This is a genomic window from Arthrobacter sp. 10N44_2 (genome assembly GCF_056394385.1).
Genome location: NZ_JBFTHT010000003.1, coordinates 124,418 through 143,791, shown reverse-complemented (window position 1 = coordinate 143,791; position 19,374 = coordinate 124,418). Strand labels below are relative to the sequence as shown.

Here is a 19,374-nt window from a genome sequence, read left to right as displayed (position 1 = left end):
CCCAGCACGGAATGTTTAGATACTCTTGTGGCATGACCAGGACCATTGCCGCGATATACGCCCGAATCTCTCAGGACAAGTACAAGGGCGAAGACCAAGAGGGCCTCAACGTCGAAGAGCAGATTGAGGCGTGCAAGACCTTCATTGCCTCCAAGGACTGGTCGGTTGGGACTGTGTATAGGGACGACTCCATCAGTGCCACAAGTGGCGCTATCCGTCCCGACTTCGAAAAGATGCTCAGGGAGGTTCCTCCGGTAGTTGTGTACTGGAAGCAATCACGGCTTGAGCGCGGAAACGCCAATGACCTTGAGCGCTTCCTGATGTTGGGTTGTGAGGGCTACGGGATCGACGGAACACGCGCCACGATGGAGAATGCATCTGGCGAACTCATCACCAAAATGATGTCCAGCTTCTACAAGTTCGAGCAGCGCGTGAAGGCTGAGAACCAGAAGCAGGCCAATCTTCGCATTGCCAAGGCCGGTAGGTATCGAGGTAGCATCAGGCCCTTCGGCCAGGAGCGTACCGGCGAATGGGTGACGGCTGAAGCAGAGGAAGTAAGGAAAGCAGCCAAGCTGATTGCCGCAGGAAAGCAGTCCTTCTTCAAGACGGCGGAACTCTGGAACGCTGCCGGTCTACTGACACCGGCAACGGGCAAGCAGGGTGGCAAGCAGTGGACTTCCGGAACTGTCCGCAACTTTTTCACGCGTCCGCGGCTCATCGGCTTCCAGGACTATCAAGGCACACTGTATCTACTCAAGGACTGGACGCCACTACTTGAGAAAGAAACCTTTGAGCAGATTCAAACCCTGATCGAGAGCAAGCGCACCGGCAAGCCCGGAGTGTCGACCACGCGATCTGACATGCACCTTCTGACCAATATTGCCCGGTGCATCCACGATGACGAAGATACCGGGAAATGTGGCCGAGGCATGAACTCCGGTCAACGCGGAGGGGCAGGAAGTCCCAGGACTTACCGCTGCCCCACCGTGAAGCATCAGACGGTTACAGCGCCGCCTCTGGAGGATGCGGTTAGTCTTCACGCGCTTGACCTGCTGATGCAGCATGAGGACGCCAGGAAGGAAGTAGAGGAAGCGTCCCGGGCTTTGGCCGCGCTAATGAGTGAGAAGCGCACGATTGAAGCCGCGCAGGTGCAATGGCTGAAAGAGGCCGGAGAGGCCGGAACGCCAATTGTTGCTATTACTGGCCGAGAGAACGCGCACGCCAAGCAGATCAGCGCAATGAATGATGAAATCCTGAAGCTGAATCAGGATATGAAGGTATCCATCTTCCAGTTGCCTGATGGACCGGTTGAGCTTGGCAAGACGACCGACAGGAACCTTCACGGCTGGCGCTCCGTCTCCATGGAGCAGCGCCGCGACCTGCTCAAGACGCTCTTCGAGAAAATCACCATTCAAAGGGCTGGACAAGGCAAGAGGTTCGATGCCGCGCTGATCAACTACACGTACACTCCCCTAGGCCGGAAGCTGGCTGACCGTTGGGCTGATGCCGAAACGGAGTTCCAGACCATCAGTGCCGGTACGAGCGAGATCCGAAGTATCAGGCCTTGGGAGCACCCAGGAGAGTATTACCAGGGCGACGACGGCGCGTGGCGCCCAGTGGGAGATGAGAACGAAGGGATTTTTCCGAGCAGAACCTAGACTGCAGGGTTCGCAAGTACGTTAAATGGATCCCTATCCCACAGTTGCCCTATCCCCGAGCGAACGCCGGCCTTCGAACTTCATCTTGTCTGCTTCTGAGAAATTTGTGGCCCGTCAGCTTGACTCAGCGCCACAGCTTGACTATTATTCTCCCAGATGATAGAATAGTGTCTTGGTCTTCCCCCTGAATCCCTTGGATTCAGGGGGTTTGTCCGTTCCGGGGGACTACTTAAGACTATGTAAGTTGCCCGCGTGCCAAGAACCCGCGATAAGTGCCAAGCGGAAAAGTGTCAGCCAGCTGCCAGGACTCCGCGGCACTGCAAGTAGTCGCACCAGAAATATGGGTCACCTGCTCGTCCGAGGAGTCAGCCGTCTGAGTCCAGAGGCAAGGCCAGGGCCAAGTAAAACACCGATTGACCAAGTTAAAGACGACAAACGAAACGAGATCGAATGACCTCACAAAACCTAAGAAGGAACCACAATGAACACTCCCGACCTAACCGCATCTAACGAAGCCGCCAAGCTGTCCCTCATGGAAGACCTGAGGAACCGCAGCAACAGCAGAATCGGAACCAAAGTCCTCTGGTCCATGAACGGATTCGATATCCCGACCGTGGAGACCATGGACGAAGTACACAGCCTTGGTGATCAGGGACTTCCGTCCCACATCAAGAACAGCACCACTGGCTTCCTCGACTTCGGTCCGGAGCTTCTGTGGAACGAAGCAAAAGAAGCCAAAGCAGAACTCATCCGAGAGTTCGAAGCATCAGTCGTAGAGCGCGAAGCAGTGGAAGACCGCGCACGCAACCGTCTCAAGTCTGTTCAGGACATGCTCAGGACTCCGGAGATTGATTGGCTTGTGCAAGACAAGATCCACCGCTCCGGCCTCTGCCAGATCTTCGGCGCTTCCTACGCAGGCAAGACACTTCTCGTGCTGGATCTCGTGATGAGCTGGTGCGCCGGCCTTCCCGAGTGGCAGGGATACAAGCTCAACAACAACGGTGAGCCGCAGCAGGCCGTCTACGTGGCCGCTGAAGGTGGAGCTGCCCTTTCCGTCCACGTGGATGCTTGGCTCAAGTACCACTCCGATGTGGACGCTTCCCGCCTTGCAGGACTGGTCTTCCTTGACGGTGGAGACGGACACCACATGTTCCTAGGCATCGGCAAAGATCAGCCGGAAGTTGAGGATTCGTGGATGAGGCTTGTACGTGAAATCAACGAAGCTGACATCACGCCTACGCTCATAGTCTTTGACACTCAGATTGACCTCGCTCCTGGCATCGATGAGAACTCCAACACAGACATGGTTGGTGTGCTCCGTGAAGTCAAGCGTCTTGGTGACTCCCTAGGCTTCATGGCTATCGTGGTCCACCACACCGGCCACGATGGAAACAAGGCGCGTGGTGCTTCCGGAATGATGGGCAAGTGCGACGTTCAGGCCAAGCTCACCACCATCGGAGAGAAATCCGGTAAGGCAAAGCTCGAATGGACGAAGGTCAAGGGGCGCGCCGTTCCTCAGGACACCGTCAGCTACCACATTCAGGGATACACGGAGCTTCCGGATCTCAACTCCGAAGGTGCTGTCTGCGTTCCGATCGGCAAGATGGAAGTTGCTATCTCCGAGTTCTCAGCCAAGCAGCCTGACCCTGAAACCATCCGTCAGTTCATGCTTGCTGTCTCCGAGAAGCCGCTCTCCCGTCGCCAACTGGCCGCTGTGGTCAAGCTCGACAGGAACACCAAGGCATTCAAGGATGCCCTTGAGTGGTTGATCTACTCCGAGATGCTTCAGGAAACCGGCGAAGGCCGCACCAAGCTCATCTCCCTTGCTCCCTTTGCAGTCGTTCCGGAAGATCCGGCAATCAACTCTTAACTCTCACTCACTGGTTGGCTGGTTGGTTGGATTCATACCCAACCAACCAGCCAACCATTAATCGGGTATGTGAGTTGGATGGTTGGTTTGGTTGGGGGGGCTTTAGCCCCAACCAATAACCAATCCAGACAACCACCGTTACACAACAAACTATCTAATTAGAAAGCAGTAATCATGGAAGCAAGCAACATCGAAACCAGCCCGACACTGATCTACGGGGATGACAAGCCCGAAGTTCTCTACGACAAGGAATCCTTGACCAGAACAGACCTAATCACCTACCCGACATCGCTGGACGGATTCAGCTACGACAAGGTATGGGATGGGGAAAGGTGCCTGATCACCGGACTTCACCCGGAGACCGAATTGCCCGTCATCCTTGAACCAGCCGACGCCAAACGTCACAAGCCGATGGAAAGCACCCGCCGAGGGCCGATCTACACAGCCGAAGACATTGACCTCAAGTGCTCAGAGATGGACTACGAGAACTCGTGGTATCGCTGAGGACCGAGCAAGCGATTGAACTGCTACGACTGGCACTGACTAAATTCATTGCCCTAGACAGCTCAAACGGGTGAAGACAGCCAGACACCACGCCCGCAATTATGGGAAGCCCTCAGCGCTGCACAAGCCAAGGTTCCATGAGTGAAAGGTTCCACAATCGATGAGTTCCGGGAGTGATACTTCCAGGAATGATACTTTCAGAGACGACTGTTCCAAGAACAGGTGGGGAACGCGGTTCACAACTCGGTATATTAGGAAATACCGTCGTGAGGACGGCGAGCGCCCAAGTGCTGCCCTTTCCTAAGCGGGTCCCGATGTTTCCGCAATAGACCCGCAGGTATCCCTTGAGGCCTTGCGCGGAGTCCGCAATGACTAATTGGGCGTGATTGCCCTCGAGTGGGACCGGCTTGCACCCCAATTACAAAAATTTTCTAACACGGGGCTAGTTACAGAAACTTTTTACGCGAATTACAAAATTGCGAGCCCGTCTTACAAAATTTCGATGCGAGAGCCCCCGGCGCTTGCGCAGCGTCAACCCGGCGTGCCGCCCCAGTCCAGTACTGGGGCGGCACGCACACAGCTCTGATGCCCGCTTGTAATATCAGGTTGGGTTCACCGAGTCCAAGCCTAGCTGGCCAGGTACCGGTAGATGGTCGCCCGTGAGACTCCCAGCATTTTGCCTATGTCACTGGCATTGAGCCCCTTGGCTTTGAGTGCAACAGCTCGAGTAGCGGCTGCGTCGTCGATTTTCCGGGGACGACCGCCGTGGCGGTTGTTCTTGGCAGCCACCGCCAGCCCTGCGCGCGTCCGTTCCACAATGGTGTCTCGCTCCAGCTGGGCAAAAGCGGCCATGATCGTCAACATGGCGGTTCCCATGGGCCCATTGGTATCAAGCCCTTCGGTTAGCGAGCGGAACCCGACCTCGCGCTTTCGCAGTTCCTCTACGACCTCAAGGACATGGTGGGTGTTTCGCCCCAGCCGGTCCAACTTCCAGACGGTGAGGACATCACCGGCCTCCAGGCGATCCAGCACCCTCGTAAGCTCTGGACGCTCTGTCGCGCTGCCGCTCACTCCCTGGTCCGCGTAAGTCCTAACCGCGCCGGCCTCCTTCAGGGCAGAGAGCTGCAGATCGAGATTCTGCTCGACTGTCGAGACTCTCGCGTATCCAACGACTGCCACATTCGCCCCTATCTAGAAATGCCGTATCAAACAGTGTTATGAGACTAACTGTTTTGAGACGGCATTTCAAGATTACAAAAATGCCTAGAACAGCGGAGACAGCGGTGTTCCTAGTGCCCGGCACGGGCGTCTTAAAAAACGATCGTATTTGAGACAAGATGTCACCAACGCATTGCCACAGGCTTAGACCGAGTTATGGCGCAATGGGGACTGCGTCCTTGAGTTCGCGCTCATGTGGCAACAGGACGGGACATCTAAGATTCAACCAAACACCGTTGCCTCGTTTGTCAACGCTAATATCGACGACGTCTGCTCCAAGAACCGGACTTATGCGTCCATCAGGAGTTCGAACCTGCACGGCGCGTACAGTCTGAAGCAGATCCCTAAGCGTTCCTACGGGTAGCAGGGGCGCTTGGCCCTTGTGCCCTGGACAATCAAATTTACGCTCAGTGCCGGTGATTTCCCACTGATTACCGGGCGTATCCAAATCCAGCGTCAGCACGTCCCCGGCAACTTTGGCATCAGTGGCTGCAGCAACATCCAGACCATCCCAATATACGAGAGCACCCCGAAGTCCTTCTATGGGTTGGGAGGCCAAAGTCGCTAGGTCAGCTGCGATGGTTTTGCATGCCTCCATCCAGAGATTCTGCACGTAATCAGAAATCGCCGATTCCCCTCCAAAGAGTCTGATTGCAGAGTCGGGGATGTCGATCATCTGCTGAAGGTTGCGCCGGACGGCCTCCGGATTTCGATCGACGATATCAACCGACGACACATTGCCCGCTTCAAGCGCTGATGCAATGAGCCCGGCTGTTGACAGGTCGGTAAGTGGAAGAGAGTAACCCATCAGTACAACCTTCGATGATTCGCGAAGGGCTCCATGTGCGCTCGACCAGATCTCCCGCGTGACAGGGTTACCGTAATAACTCGATTTCAGGGCAGACGGCGGCACAATAAAAGTCTCGCGACCAGGGTGCCGCCAACTCCTTTCTGCCTCCGTCATTGGCTTGGCAGCTGTGTAGGATCCCGGAAGACGCCCCCGTTGGATGGTGGCGCCGGAGTTGTCGCCGGCGGTCCAAAACCAGTTCAGTGAACCGTGTAGCTTGTGAAGTTGAAAGGTTTCCCACGGCGCGCGCCCTTCCATCTCTCCAATTGATTCTGGCTTTGATGCAGCTGGCACAAATCGCAACACTGACGCCCACGGCATTTTCCCATGCGAGTCCCAGGGTGGCAGTCGGTAGGTGTCTACGGTGCATTCGACGAGGCAGTCGTAATTAAAAGTGATGACAGGTGAGCGCCCGACATGCCAAACGTAAATAAGCTGTCGAAGCCACAACGGCGCAGCACTCGACAGGACACGTGACTGTCGTTCATTGAGGCTTTCAGCGATCAAAGGTACGGCGCCGGCGAAAATTGCCCTTGCCGAGAGGTTCTCTGCAGAACTGCGATAAGGCTGATCCTCAGCCCGTCGTGACAGCCACACCTCGAAATTCGGACGGGCATCTCCCCCGGGCCCGACTGCCTTGCCTAGGACTTCTGGATCTCGCGCGACGCAGTCGGCCCCAAGTTCGTCTGTAATCGGCATCTGTGTGCTGATCGCTTTCGAAAAGCCGGCCCCCAAGATATAGGTCGTCTGTTGGTCGGAGTACGTCAAGTCCTTCATCAGCGTTTTCCTCTTGAAGTCGTACGTGCGGCAGTGTGTGGCGGACAGGCTGTGGACGTCCTACTCCAAAATCTCCAAAACAGGGAGTGCCGTAATTATTCGGTTGGTCTCCACCGAAACCCTGACAGTTCGTTTGATGAGGTCCAGGATGTAGCGCGCGTTGCCGACTTCGCGGCAATAGTCATTGGGGTCGTTGGTGATCTGTGAGTCCTTGTGCGTGGTGACCTGGTAGCGGTCGATAATCCACTCCAACGCCGATTTGCCGTTCACTTGGTAATCCAAGGCATCGTCTGGAATGCCAGCGAGCGTGATCCGCGAGTTATAAATGATGCGTGAGCGGTCTTTGCGGGCGCCGAAAGACAGCTTGCTCACCCTGTAGAAGTCGTAGAGGTCGCCGGTGGGTTCGCCCTGAACGATCTCCTCAAGTGGGTAGGGCTCTACAGTCTCATAGTTGAGGTGGAGGTCTGCCAGTGCTCGTCCAGCCTCACTGAAACCCCAAAAGTCCTTTACTTTGGGGACGCGCGGAAGCATCTTCATCAAATCAGCCTTGTACGCCTCTTTGTACGTGGGGCTGTGCAAAAGGCCGTATGCGTAGTAGAAGATGTCCTCCTTGCTGAGCTTCGACTCCTCATAAAATCCTCGGAACGTGGACAGCGTCGCGCCGGTGATGTTGTCTTTGCGCCGGTACCCCTCAACCACATCTTCTGCATCGGCGAAGAGGTCATCCTGAACTTCTTCGGAAACCGGTTCGTAGGTGTAGAGACTGAAGCACTGCGAATCACCGTTTAGATGGAAGTCCGGAAGCACGTCTGAAATGAGGACATCCGCAGCCTTCCGCCTGTCCGCATTGATAACGAAGGCCAAGTTGGGATGAACTGATGTGGGAAACAGTTTCGGCAGCTGGCCTCCACGCTCAATGAGCGCTGGATCGAAATAGACTCTCTGCTTGCAGAACGGCCTGTACAAGCCCGTCCTCACGCGATTTGCAGCGAACTCCAGCGGTTGTCCCTTCCTGAATCGCTGCAACAGCCCAGGACTCCAGCCAATCTGCGTTGGCTCCATCGTCGGAGGATCAGCCCGGCGGCTCCTCTCCCCCTCGTACGTCGCAATTAAGACTTTCACTTGACCTTCTACAGCCCCGGAAGAAAAGCCGTACACCCAGTCGTCCCTGTTGGATTTCAGGCCTCCGGAGTAGTTTTCAAACATGGCATGAGTTCCCGGCTTGCCTTTGGAGAGTTTGTCCCCCAGCGGCTGGAACGAGAGGTAGCTTTCATCGCGGATATTGATCCAGTCGCCTTGCTCATTGGGCCTAAGTGTTTCCCAATCTGTTCCCTCAATTGAGCGTTCCAGCCGCAGTAGATCCAGTTTCTGCTCGCGGGGGACGTAGTCGCCAATATCCCGGTACTCAATCACAGCTGGACCACTGTGAGCAGGGTTTTTGATCAGGATGGCAATAGCTACCGGGGTCATGATTGGGAAGACATTGCCGCCCTCCCTCTTTGCCGCATCGCCACTCCGCCCACGAATTCCACCACGGAGGTTGTAAACGAAGACCCGGCTAAACTCTGCGGCAAAGGTTTTGCGGATGCCGTCAGCGGTGTTGCTGTCAATGAAGCTCCCGTTAGAGACGAAGGCGATCACACCCTCGCCCTTGATACGGTTGGACGCCCAGCGTATGCCGCGTATGTACGAGTCAAAGAGACTGTTCTTCAAAGTTGCCGTCGACACCTTTGCGTACGAACTGGAAATCGAGGCATCTAATACAGGGTACTTCTGGTTCTGGTTGTTGTCGTTGGCACTCGACTGGCCCGCAGAGTACGGCGGGTTCATGACGATGACGGTGATATCGGCTTTCTTTTGCCGCCGTACGCGCTCGGAGTTCTCAGGGAAAAACTCGCTGGATTCAATTTGCCCGTCGGATTCGTTGAGCTGGAATGTGTCGGTCAAGGCAATCCCGTCGAATGGGACATAGCCACGATCGAGGCCATGCCTCTCTGATTCCTCCGCAAACACGGTCTCGATGTTGATAGCGGCGATGTAGTAGCTCAGCAGTACGATCTCGTTGGCAAAGATTTCTTGGGTGTACTTGCGGTGCAGGTCTTCGGGTTTGATCAGCCCGGACTGCAGCAGCCGGGTGACGAACGTGCCGGTGCCCACGAAGGGCTCAAGAATAGAGACTCCTTCGTCTGAAAGAGACTTGCCGAACTCTAGCCGGAGGGCCGCGTCTGCGGACCGGAGGATGTAATCGACTACAGGGACCGGAGTGAACACGATGCCGAGCCGGTCAGCGACCCTGGGGAAAGCGTTGCGGAAGAAGTTGTCGTAGAGCTCCAGAATTATCTTCTGCTTCGCCGCGGCGTTGTCGATGGCCTTCACCCGGTTGCGGACGGAGTCGTAGAATTTCTCCAGGCCGGCCCGTTCCTTCTCGAAGGCGGAGTGGTCGTCTAACTGGTTGAGGATGCTCTGCATTGCCAGCGACACCGGATTGTGTTCCGTGAAGTTGGAGTTAGTGAACATGGCGTCGAACACGGGCTTGGTGACCAAATGCTGGGCAAGCATCTCCACAGCCTGGGCTTGGTCGATGTCTGGGTTCAGGTTCTCCCGTAGGCCCTGGATGAAGTCGTCGAAGGCCTTGCGGTGGGCGGTGTCGGCCTGTTCGAGCAGGTTGTTGATCAGGACGATGTGCTTGTTGGCGATGTCCGCGATGTCCTTGGACCAGTCTTCCCAGTACATCCGGTTGCCGCACTTGTCGACGATCTTGGCATAGACGGAGTCCTTCCAGTCGGCCACCGGAAACTGAAGCGTTGGCTGAACGAAGTTCGGATCTTCTGGTTCGTCCGGATCGGGCGTGGGCCGAGGGTCAATCAAGGTCTTCTTTTTCGGTTTCAGGTCCACAGTCTCTATAACTATCGACTCGGGGGCGTTGTGGTTCAGCTCGATATGGTTAATCGCGGCGTCCATGCGCTCGTCGTGCGCTCGCAGGGCCTGTAGGACTTGCCAGACGACCTTGTAGCGGGTGTTGTCCTTCAGGGCTTCGGAGGTGGACAGGCCCTCCGGGATAGCGATGGGCAGCACGATGTAACCAAACTGTTTGCCCTTTGCGATGCGCATTACCCGTCCGACAGCTTGGATCACGTCCACCATGGAGTTCCGCGGGTTCAGGAACAAGACCGCATCCAGCGAAGGCACGTCGACGCCTTCGGTCAGGCACCGGGCGTTGGTAAGGATCCGGCAAGTGGGCTGGCCGCCGTCGTGGTTGAAGTCCTCCTTGAGCCAGTCCAGGCGTTCGGCACGGGCGACAGCGTTGAAGCCGCCATCGATGTGCTTGACCTGGACCTTGAGGTCGTCGGTGAGGTCGTCATTGTCCAGGTTCGTCAGATGCACTCGTACAAGGTCCTCAAACTCGGACTCGACCAGCTTGGACGATTTGATGTCGCGGTTGAATGCGACCGCTCGCTGCATCGGGGCAAGGTCGTTGCCGAAAGAAGCTTCATGCATTCCGGAGCGGCGCTTTGCCAGGCCATTCCAGCACCCGATCAGCTTGGCGACGTCGTCGATATTCAACTCCATGTTGGAGTCGGCGAGCTGGTCCTGGAAGGAGGAAACCACCTGGGTCTCCTCGACGCCCAAGACCAGGACTTTGTAATCGGCCAGAAGCTTCTTGGTGACGGCTTCACCGAATCCGATCCGGTAGAACACCGGCCCGTACATGGTCTCGTCATCCATAGAGCACAGGATGGCGTCCTTCTCCATGGCCGCGTTCTTAGTGTCGTCGTTAAAGAGGCGCGGCGTTGCCGTCATATACAGCCGCTTGCCGCCGGCAATGACGTCATTGCGGTGGACTTTCACGAAGTGCGATTCCTCGGTGCCGACCAAGGTTGCTCCGGTGGTGCGGTGGGCTTCATCGCAGATGATGAGGTCGAAGTCGGGCAGGCCCGCCTTCTGGGCCTCGGCGACGGCTTCGATGGACTGGTAGGTCGAGAAGACCACCGTCATGCCCTCGTCCAGTTCCTTCTTTCCCATCGCTTCGACGAGAGTCTTTCCGTCCGTCGTGGCCGGGATCTGCAGGTCATGGATTGCCACGTCTGTCAGGTCCGAATTCTTCTGACGCCCGACCTTCACGTCCGAGCAGACCGCGTAGGCGTGCATCGGCTGCTCGGTCTCGTCGGACCATTCCTTCAGCGACTGGGACATCAGCGCCAGGGACGGGACCAGGAAGAGAATGCGGGCGTGACCTTCCATCTCGGCGAAGCGTTCGGCAACTTTGAGCGCTGTGAAGGTCTTGCCGGTGCCGCAGGCCATGATCAGCTTGCCGCGGTTGTTGTCAATGAAGCCCTTCATAGTGGCGGTCACGGCGTCGTGCTGGTGCGGACGGAGCTGCTTCTTGTCGTGCAGCTTGGGAGCCGTGGATGGATCGGTCAGCTCATAGGTCGACCAGTCAATGTTGGAATGCCGGAAATCGGAGAGGCCGATGCGCTGGACCGGTATGTGTTGGTTGTCCAACATTTCCTCGGCGTTCTGGGTCCACTTCGACGTGGTGGACACGATGAGCCGGTGAGAAAACGGCTCCTTGCCGGAGGCAGAGATAAACGAGTCGATGTCGTGCTTCTGCATGGTGTGCGTGTCGGCATAGAACTTGCACTGGATTGCCGTGATCCCGCCATCCGCGCGCTCTGCCACCAGGTCGATACCCGTGTCCGGCTTCCCGTTCCGACCCGGCCAGTCACGCCATAGCCAAACGTTGGTGTACTGGGGCGCCTGGACTCCGTCGTGCTTCAGATATTGCTCGATCAGCTGCTCAAAGTAGTTGCCCTTCATCCTCTCTGAGTCCGCAAGACCTCGGTAAGAGGAAAGAAGTGCATCAAACGTTGTAGCCACAGAAGCCCCCGAGAACTCGTAATGAAAACCGGCTGGCCCAAGTCCAGCCCTCCGATCATATGTCCCTGTGACACCGAGTCCGCGACGGCAGGCCTACAAGTAGCGCTCCGGGGACAAGCCTTACGCAGTGCGGCGCAAAGGTGATTTTATGTCCCCCAAGGTAGTCCCGTCCCAATATCGGGCGTCGCAGTCAGGTTCACTTGCGGGGAGCACTGGAAGCCGCGTAAAGGCCTGCAAATGAGGGCGGGCAGCGGATACCGCCAGAGCGATAGGAGAGCCTTAGATGTTAACCTAGGGCTCTCTGCTGGCACGTCACGCCCCGGTCTAGGCGTGCGGGTGCGGCATGGATGCAGATGCTCGGACGAGTATGCTCGCGCAGCTGACGCCGCCCGTGCGCTCGCAGGAGCGACCCCAAGGAGCAGACAATGAACGAAAATGGCAGGGAGATCCAAAGGCTCCATTCGATTCTCGCCCAAATCCACGAGGACTGGGTTGAAGAGATGCAGTCAAAGGTTCCCTACAACCCTGACCGTCACTCTCCTGGCTCGGACTACGGCATGCACCACGTGGACATGGACGCGACTTGGGAGCAAGAGCAGGTTCTGCAAGTCAGACAAGCCCCTATTTTGCGGAGAATAGCGGAGCTCCGGGAAGTGCCACCAGAAGACGAGGGAGAACTTCTGGACCAGGCATCTATATCGATGGAGTTCCATGTGGCACGGAACGGTGACTCCGTTCAGATGCTGGTCAAGCACGACTTCAATGTCGGGCTTCTCAGCTACCGAAAAGGCGGGGAGTGGATTCCCGTCAAGCCGGGTGACGAGCTTCCGGCTCTGGATGACGCGGACCTCTTTCAGGTCATCGGAGGCGCCACAGAGATTTGGGACGAAAAGGAAGAGGGCGAGCTAACGCTATCCGACTTCCGAAGCGTTGCCCTCGACGAGATCTAGTACAAGGAGCGGTACAAATGCGGACCCCTTGAGCGCTGACCCAAGGGCTCTTAAATCGTTGGCATTTCAGTGTGAGGGTCCGCCTTCTGCCGCCTAGATGCGCAATAGGGGACTCCACAACAGGTGCCGGTCGGCATAGTCTCTGTTCATGAGTATTGGGGGCGTGTGTGGACCGGGAGAGTCCCGCCATCCGGAGTGGGATTTCATGTACCGCAAGGGGCTCACTGTCGGGCAGATCGCCGAGCTCTGTGGTGCGGTGCCCCAGACCGTGAGCAGGCACATACGGGGCCAACGGGAACTCAATCCTGATATGAACGCCGAACATGTGGCCATGTGTCCTCCGCCGAAGAAACGTCTAATTCCAGCCTCCTGGGCGGGGAACATCGACGCCCTGCATAAGATTCGTACATCCGAGGGCCGGTACCCCACCACTAGCGATCCGGACCCGCAAAGACGCCGGTTAGGTTCTTGGCTTTCGGTCCAGCGACGTGCTAACCGTCAAGGCGGCCTGTCACAAGACAAAGTTGCAGCGCTGCAGACGCTGGCGGGTTGGACGCGCAACCAGCGGGTAGTCGAAGAAGGACGGCGCTGGCAGGAGCGACTCCAAGAGCTACGTGCCTTCCATCAGCACGAACTTCGCTGGCCCCGCCACCGAAATTTCAAAACCGAGGCTGAGCACATCGTCGGAGTGTGGCTTCACGGCCAGCGACAGAAAGCACTCAAAGGAGTGCTCGCTGCGAACGAGCTACAGGCCCTGAACGGGACCGTACCTGGCTGGAATACGTGGAAGTCCGGGCGGGCGCGTCGACGTGGTGCCGTAAAGGGGATTGATGAATACGCAACGTGACGACTTGCCGCGATTCCTCACCGTTGAGCAAGTCGCGGAGGAACTCAACGTCGGAGTTCCACAGATCAGAGCCCTGCTCAAGGCTGGGGAGCTACGCGGTATTCAGGTTGGCGGCAAGAACCTTTGGCGCATCGGACGCATAGACGTCGAGGACTATATCGAGGCGGCTTACGAGCAAACGGCGCGAAGAATCGCAACAGACGATGTCAACCACACTCCCTGAGACTGACGCACCTCCAGGAGGCGCCTGAAGGCCCCTTGCGGCCTCCAGCTGCCAACTACCGCCTAACCTGCCCTCGCCAAATTCCAACGCCTTAGGATTTAATCAGAGGCGTGCGGAGGGGGAACTTCCCTGTGAGGACCAGCTCTCTGTGTAGATCGCGCCGGGGTCGGCTCCCTTAGAACCCGGTGAATTCGGCCCAATCTTCCGTGTCTTCTAGTCCTGCTGCACCTCCCCGATTGATGGTCAGCCAGGGACTGGAATCATTGTCTTCGGCGCCCCATCCAAAAGCCACTTCAACCTCACCGCGCTTCAGTTCCCGGCCAAAAGTGGACACCAAGACCGTAGGTTTGTCCCGCCTCTTCAAGAATTCGGCCCTTAGGACATCATTAACACAGGCGTCGCGGAACGAGTACCCGATGACCAACCAGTGGTCAGTACTGGCAAGGCTGTCCTGAAAAGAGTCGTAACAGATATTGAAAGGGAACTTCTCAACGTGACGGGCTTTGTCCCGCTGGTTGGCAAGCACTACTGTCGGCCGCCAGTCAGCTTCACCGCTCCTTAACTCCTGCCACAACCTTGGGCTTCGGACTGCCTCCACGGGCAACTTGAAGTGCCTTTTATGACCGTCAACTTCGTGCCAGTATGTCAGCGACCCATGGAGTTGGAGGAGCCGGACTCTGTGTGCAGGGTCGTTTAGGAAGTTGGCCCGTGTCCGGAGGGCATACCCCGTGTATCTTTCCTCGTAGTCAGGATCTTGCGGATCGGTGACCCTGATGCCCACTTTCCCGTACCCCAAGCCCATGTCCGTCATCGGAGCTTTTGTTGCCAACAGCGCAGCCAACAAAAGGGTGTCGTAGTTTAGGTTGCCAATCGTCACCGTGCCGTCGAATTGGTCAGAGATGGCTTCCACGAGGGAATGCAAGCCGGAGTCCCTTTCGAGATCAGCCCGTGAGCGTTCCATGACGACTTCCAGCACGTAGCTGATTCCCATGTCTCGCACGCGTTGGCTAAAAGCGGATACTTCCCTTATCGAACTGATCAGTGTCGCTGAAGGGTCTTCTTCGACCAGGTCCGCCAGCTTGCCGAGTTCATCCAAAGTCAGCGCCTGCGAGTCGAATGCTCCGACGAGCTTTTCAAAGTCACCATCAGCCACTTCACCTTCGGAGAGCGCTCTGCGGGCTATCTCCTTCATGGCGTGGACTACTTGATCTCCGTTGTCCGATGCCCCTTGCATGCGGCCGATCATTTCCTCTGTAATCGTCGCGAGATTTAACCTCGAACGGAAGGCGATACTGAGGCCGTTACCCACAAGAACGGAGGCGTCCCGGCGGAAGGTTTCTTCTGGCATTTGTCCCCCAAATTGTTGCCCCAACTCTACCAATTGGGGCAGACAGTCAGGCTAAGCGGGCTGCCGTTACGGAATGCCATCCGCTGTTGCGCAGTTCGCTACATGTTGGGGTGTCTGCCCTCGGGGCTTCACAGCGCTGGGAAGGACAGCGATAGTCCCGCTTGACCCACAACTAGTCGGGGAGGAATCCGGGTACGCGGCCTACCCGGCAGGCCGCAAGCGGGAAGCGTGCCAATAGGGACGGCCGTATTTCAGCTCCCCTCATTGGATGATGGCTGTTTGCGAGGACTATCCAGTGACACCAGAATATCGTGGATAATATCGTCCCGGACTATTTTGTTGAACTTGACTTCGTCTTCGTGAGCTGTTTTAAAAATTATCTTGTGGATGTCATCTGCAATCACCCAAAGTGCTCGCTCTTGTTGTTGTTTGCTGTCGGGATTAAGCTCGACATCGGCATCAAAGGGCTCGTCGCCAGTCGCACCAACGCTAAACGTATATGAAGTAACACCTGAGACTCGGCCCGGCCTCTGGGTTGGGTGAAATCGAAAGTGAAGGAGTTTGCCGATTTCAGCCCAGAAGTACTGACCGTCGTCCCCACTGTATTCTTCGGCACTCCAAGTTATGGAGCCCGCGGCAGTCATGTCCCTTGCCGCGCGGAGAATCTTCTCATCCTGGGAGTAGAGGAAGAAACCATCGTCGCCCAGTTCTCCCCATTTATCACGAAGCTCATCTTGCTTCTCGGGGTCCTCAACCGTTGGGTCAGTCAGGTACTCCATCACCGCGGCGAATGCCCGCTCACGGGGAAGATCCCTAATTTGCTTCTTGGCAGCCTCGAACAAACCGCTAAAATTAATGCCTTCTGCGTTCTTCTTGACCGTGACCCTCTTTCGCTCCTCGAAAGGCTCACCGGCGGTTTGCTTTATAAGGCACAGTTCGTAAGAATAATTAGCTTTGTACCCCCAGATGTTCAATGTCGTACTGTCGTCGATTGATGTCCCGAAGCTAAGCGTATTAGCAGGGCCTTCGTCGGTTTTGGACCACAATAGGTCCCGGGACTGTGTCCGCGAGACCACCTTGTCCACGAGAAGCTTCCAGATGTCCGCGTCCATACCCAAGTCCTTTTGACGGTTGTGAAAATTTACCTCATCGTACTTGTTGTACCCGGCTACCGTGACCGGGCAGCCGGCGCATTACTGAAACCCTTCGTGGTGTCCCTGGCGTCCTGCGCCTGCGCCCTCAGCACGTCGTCCAGTGACGTACCGCGTTCGACGGCCACGATCATTCCGTCCCCGAATCGGATCAGCGGGGCCGAGATCCGTCCGCGCTGAGACCTCCTGCCCCTGCCCACTTGTGGCTCACAGGGCGCGAACAAAAACGAACCCCCGCCAGCACCGAGGGCTGACGGGGGATTTCCTTTGTTTGCCGGCGGCTAGCCGTTTATCCAGCGGAACGAACAGCCTGATGCCGTAAAACCGGCAGCCGTAGCAGGAATTCGAATGGTGAACTGAGGTGCGACAGAGATGAAATTGTTCTGCAAGATATTCCCTGAGGCGTCAGAAATTTCCCAATAGCAGTCTTCAACTTTGGCGCCCTGTGACTGCCAGGTGCCAGGCTGAACATCAGTCCCAACCAAGTACTTCCCGGGTCCAACCATCCTTCCCTCGGCTTGGTCGGCGCTCTGCGCCTCTCCCTCGGTTGCGTTGGCCTCGATCTGTGCCCGTTTGGGATGATCCGGGCAAAGTTTCATGGCGGCGCGCGCCTCCCGCGCCTGGGCGTCACTCAAAGGACTGTCAACGTAGTGCCCAGCAGTCACGGCACAAATGCTATGGAGATAGACGGGCGACTCATGCTTGGCTTCGTTGCCGTAAGCCGCGACTGCCAGTTCCTTTTCCATGGCCGAGGGCACCCCTCTCGAAAGGGTGACAGTGCAGAGGTCTAGCGCCTTCCCGGACGCCCACGCTTCCTTGTAGCTCGAGAACTTGAGGCTGTACTCCGCATCACTTTTGCAAGTGAATGCGTATGAGGCTCCGGCTAAAGTGGCAGAAGGAGAAGGAGAAGGAGACGGAGACGGCGTCGACTTCGATGAGTCCTTGATCAGTGGGGGGCAGCGGTCCAGAAGCTCAGACCCCCCGGTCTTGAAACTCTCCACCTTGATGTTGAAGCTCGTCCCAGTCGCCGCCAAGAGGCCTACAAAGGTCTCGTTTACAGAATCGACGAGTTTTTTCGTCTCCGCGTTGGCGCTTGATGAGATCTTTTCCAGGTCCTTCGAGACGGCTTCCACCTTAGAAGTGAGTTCTTTTGAGACGGCATCGTCACTGTCTGTCAGTTCTTTCATTACCTCCACAGCGACGAAAAGCGGACCGTTCTCGTTGGCACCAAATAGCTCAACACAGGTCTCAGTCTCCGAAACGACCTTTGTCGACGGAAGATTAGCGGGCGTGGCGGTTGCCGATCCAGCGCTGGGCGAAGCGTTACCGCAGGCTGAAAGAGAAAGTGCAGCCGCAACCAAGAGCGGCAGAAGTCGTTTCACAAGTATTTCCCCCGAGATTGAACAATATGATGGGATCCTACAGCCTCCAATGGCGCCGCCCTGCCTGCGAATCTGCGGGTTGCGAGAAGCACGAGGCCCCGCCGCAATTGTCAGCAGCGGGGGCCCCGACGTGGCGCTGTCTATTTGGCGGGGTAAGCCCATTCCCAGCCGGTGGTCATGAAGCCCTGCTTGTGGACGAGGACGCCGGTTGGGGTCGGCACGTCAAAGACAATCTTTCCGGTCGCCTTTTCGGCCGGGCCGAGAGCCGACGGGAACCTCTCTGCCTCTGAAAGGCACATGTACGATTCAAGCGACGCCACATCGCCGTTGAAGGTCGTTCCGTTCTCGGCGATCGCTTTCCATCCGTACCCCGCGAGTCCGAACTGAGGGTTGACGGACTCCGCAAGCTCAGGCATCGTTTCCATCGACACGTCCAGGACAACGAAATGCCCGTTCTTTGAAGGCATAGCCGCGGTGTTCGTGCAGGCCGGGTCAACCTGAATCGAGTTGATGACGAAGCTCGCCACCGTCTTGTCCTTGTCCGTGACCCCTGCGCCTTCGCCTGGTTTCTTGATTATGTTGCCCCGGGACGATTTGGCCCCTGCAGCAGCACTGGCGGACGCGCTAGGGCTAGCTGCTTCAGTTTGCGTGGATGTGGCGGGAGCAACTGTCGGCGCAGTCGGTGAACTTGCAGCGCCGCCACAGCCAGCCAGAAGGATCAGAAGGAGCGCCATCGCTCCGAGAGTCATAGTTTTCATCTTGTCCCAGTTATCAATGCGAGTGAGTTCGCTCAGCATAAGTGAGGGGTACGACGCTAAAGGCAAAGCGAGCCAAGGCGAACCGTCACATCCCAGTAACACGTGGAGTACCAGTTCACCGAGCGCCAGGGTTGCTCGCTCCCGCGAGCCGTGCCTTCAGCCACATATGCGCCCCTCGCAGGCTGGACATTGGTAGGGCAACGCCTACTCTTTTGTCATGGATTCGGGGGCACATTCGGCCCAGCGAGTCACGCCACCCTGAGCGGGATCTCATGTACCGCAAGGGGCTCACTGTCGGGCAGATCGCCGAGCTCTGCGGTCCGGTACCCCAGACCGTGAGCAGGCCAGCGAGCACTGGATCCTCAAATGCAGGTCGAGTACGCTGCCATGAAGTGTCGCCGATAGGTTCTGTCGTCGGCGGCGAGGCGTTTATTGCCTCATCAACTGTGGGCTGGGTGAAAGGCCGAAATCACGTGCGATTGGCGCGCCTGACAATCCACGCGGCGCCCTTCGTAAACGAGTACCACTTCGTCCGCTGGATATCACCCGAGATGCAGGATCTGGCTCTTGCTAAGGCGGGGCCGAAGGTGGAAACCATAATGGCCGAGAAGGTGAGGGAAATTCCGATGCTGTGGGAGGTCGCACCGTCGCCAGCGCTCAAATGACCCACCCTCCGCGCCGGAAGTCACACCCCCAGGCGTCCAACCGGCAGCCCAGCGGAAGAAGTACGTTGCAGGACATTACCAGCAATCAAGGTGACTACAGTATCTAAATATCCTGGCTCAGCCAGGGACGTCCCCGCGTTGGGGATGGGCGGTTCCCACCCCAGAGTGGTCCCCCGCCCGCGCTTGCGACGGAGCAGACCACCAGGTCAACATGCTGAGCGCGCAGGCCGCCAATGCCGCCCGGGTTCCGAAGTTCTTCACCGTGTCCTCTTTCCTGGTTCTCTGGTTCTCTGGTTTT

The 19,374-nt window shown here is 57.1% G+C and carries 13 protein-coding genes and 1 pseudogene; 6 read left to right on the top strand and 8 right to left on the bottom strand.

All coding sequences use genetic code 11. The features are described from left to right. Positions 1 to 32: 32 nt before the first annotated feature. The 3 genes from AC1DBX_RS05140 (at position 33) to AC1DBX_RS05130 (ending at position 4,032) form a co-directional block, all read left to right on the top strand. Positions 33 to 1,658 carry a recombinase family protein gene (locus AC1DBX_RS05140; RefSeq protein WP_476931221.1) on the top strand — a complete coding sequence of 542 codons (1,626 nt, stop codon included), beginning with the start codon at positions 33 to 35 and terminating at the stop codon, positions 1,656 to 1,658. Between the two features lie 481 nt (positions 1,659 to 2,139). Continuing rightward, complete coding sequence (locus AC1DBX_RS05135; RefSeq protein WP_476931220.1) at positions 2,140 to 3,528, top strand: AAA family ATPase; 1,389 nt, start codon at positions 2,140 to 2,142, stop codon at positions 3,526 to 3,528. 174 nt (positions 3,529 to 3,702) lie between these two features. Beyond that, positions 3,703 to 4,032, top strand: coding sequence for a hypothetical protein (locus AC1DBX_RS05130; RefSeq protein WP_476931219.1), 330 nt, complete (start codon positions 3,703 to 3,705; stop codon positions 4,030 to 4,032). Positions 4,033 to 4,659: 627 nt separating this feature from the next. On the opposite strand, the gene AC1DBX_RS05125 is transcribed toward AC1DBX_RS05130, so the two are convergent. The 3 genes from AC1DBX_RS05125 to AC1DBX_RS05115 all read right to left on the bottom strand — a co-directional run bounded on the left by AC1DBX_RS05125 (position 4,660) and on the right by AC1DBX_RS05115 (position 11,692). Beyond that, positions 4,660 to 5,211 carry a recombinase family protein gene (locus AC1DBX_RS05125; protein WP_476931218.1) on the bottom strand — a complete coding sequence of 184 codons (552 nt, stop codon included), beginning with the start codon at positions 5,209 to 5,211 and terminating at the stop codon, positions 4,660 to 4,662. A 193-nt stretch (positions 5,212 to 5,404) separates the two neighbouring features. Then, positions 5,405 to 6,874, bottom strand: coding sequence for a hypothetical protein (locus tag AC1DBX_RS05120; RefSeq protein WP_476931217.1), 1,470 nt, complete (start codon positions 6,872 to 6,874; stop codon positions 5,405 to 5,407). 60 nt (positions 6,875 to 6,934) lie between these two features. Beyond that, a complete protein-coding gene (locus AC1DBX_RS05115; protein WP_476931216.1) occupies positions 6,935 to 11,692 on the bottom strand; it encodes a DEAD/DEAH box helicase in 4,758 nt (1,585 codons plus the stop codon). Between the two features lie 485 nt (positions 11,693 to 12,177). Between AC1DBX_RS05115 and AC1DBX_RS05110 the strand changes: the two genes are divergently transcribed. From AC1DBX_RS05110 to AC1DBX_RS05100, 3 genes are all read left to right on the top strand, one after another. Beyond that, entirely contained in the window at positions 12,178 to 12,702 is a 525-nt protein-coding gene (locus AC1DBX_RS05110; protein ID WP_476931215.1) for a putative zinc finger protein, read from the top strand. Between the two features lie 148 nt (positions 12,703 to 12,850). Then, positions 12,851 to 13,549 (top strand): Helicase associated domain protein, encoded by a 699-nt coding sequence (locus AC1DBX_RS05105; protein WP_476931214.1) that lies wholly within the window; start codon positions 12,851 to 12,853, stop codon positions 13,547 to 13,549. Next, positions 13,533 to 13,772, top strand: a complete 240-nt coding sequence (locus AC1DBX_RS05100) for an excisionase family DNA-binding protein (protein ID WP_476931213.1) — start codon at positions 13,533 to 13,535, stop codon at positions 13,770 to 13,772. The genes AC1DBX_RS05105 and AC1DBX_RS05100 overlap by 17 nt, the downstream gene beginning before the upstream one ends. A 175-nt stretch (positions 13,773 to 13,947) precedes the next feature. Here AC1DBX_RS05100 and AC1DBX_RS05095 read toward each other — a convergent pair whose 3' ends face one another. The 5 genes and pseudogenes from AC1DBX_RS05095 to AC1DBX_RS05075 all read right to left on the bottom strand — a co-directional run bounded on the left by AC1DBX_RS05095 (position 13,948) and on the right by AC1DBX_RS05075 (position 18,450). Next, positions 13,948 to 15,120, bottom strand: coding sequence for a hypothetical protein (locus tag AC1DBX_RS05095; RefSeq protein WP_476931212.1), 1,173 nt, complete (start codon positions 15,118 to 15,120; stop codon positions 13,948 to 13,950). 251 nt (positions 15,121 to 15,371) lie between these two features. Then, positions 15,372 to 16,232 (bottom strand): hypothetical protein, encoded by an 861-nt coding sequence (locus AC1DBX_RS05090; RefSeq protein WP_476931211.1) that lies wholly within the window; start codon positions 16,230 to 16,232, stop codon positions 15,372 to 15,374. Between the two features lie 92 nt (positions 16,233 to 16,324). Continuing rightward, positions 16,325 to 16,460, bottom strand: a pseudogene (locus AC1DBX_RS05085) (type II secretion system F family protein); the annotation flags it as partial. A 92-nt stretch (positions 16,461 to 16,552) separates the two neighbouring features. Further along, a complete protein-coding gene (locus tag AC1DBX_RS05080; RefSeq protein ID WP_476931210.1) occupies positions 16,553 to 17,653 on the bottom strand; it encodes a hypothetical protein in 1,101 nt (366 codons plus the stop codon). 140 nt (positions 17,654 to 17,793) lie between these two features. Next, complete coding sequence (locus tag AC1DBX_RS05075; protein ID WP_476931209.1) at positions 17,794 to 18,450, bottom strand: hypothetical protein; 657 nt, start codon at positions 18,448 to 18,450, stop codon at positions 17,794 to 17,796. Positions 18,451 to 19,374: the final 924 nt, after the last annotated feature.

Bases quoted from the DNA above. Each gene is read 5' to 3' on its own strand.
- AC1DBX_RS05135 (WP_476931220.1), top strand. From the start codon at position 2,140: ATGAACACTCCCGACCTAACCGCATCTAACGAAGCCGCCAAGCTGTCC.
- AC1DBX_RS05100 (WP_476931213.1), top strand. From the start codon at position 13,533: ATGAATACGCAACGTGACGACTTGCCGCGATTCCTCACCGTTGAGCAA.
- AC1DBX_RS05095 (WP_476931212.1), bottom strand. From the start codon at position 15,120: ATGCCAGAAGAAACCTTCCGCCGGGACGCCTCCGTTCTTGTGGGTAAC.
- AC1DBX_RS05090 (WP_476931211.1), bottom strand. From the start codon at position 16,232: ATGGACGCGGACATCTGGAAGCTTCTCGTGGACAAGGTGGTCTCGCGG.
- AC1DBX_RS05130 (WP_476931219.1), top strand. From the start codon at position 3,703: ATGGAAGCAAGCAACATCGAAACCAGCCCGACACTGATCTACGGGGAT.
- AC1DBX_RS05120 (WP_476931217.1), bottom strand. From the start codon at position 6,874: ATGAAGGACTTGACGTACTCCGACCAACAGACGACCTATATCTTGGGG.
- AC1DBX_RS05105 (WP_476931214.1), top strand. From the start codon at position 12,851: ATGAGTATTGGGGGCGTGTGTGGACCGGGAGAGTCCCGCCATCCGGAG.
- AC1DBX_RS05075 (WP_476931209.1), bottom strand. From the start codon at position 18,450: ATGCTGAGCGAACTCACTCGCATTGATAACTGGGACAAGATGAAAACT.
- AC1DBX_RS05115 (WP_476931216.1), bottom strand. From the start codon at position 11,692: ATGAAGGGCAACTACTTTGAGCAGCTGATCGAGCAATATCTGAAGCAC.
- AC1DBX_RS05140 (WP_476931221.1), top strand. From the start codon at position 33: ATGACCAGGACCATTGCCGCGATATACGCCCGAATCTCTCAGGACAAG.
- AC1DBX_RS05110 (WP_476931215.1), top strand. From the start codon at position 12,178: ATGAACGAAAATGGCAGGGAGATCCAAAGGCTCCATTCGATTCTCGCC.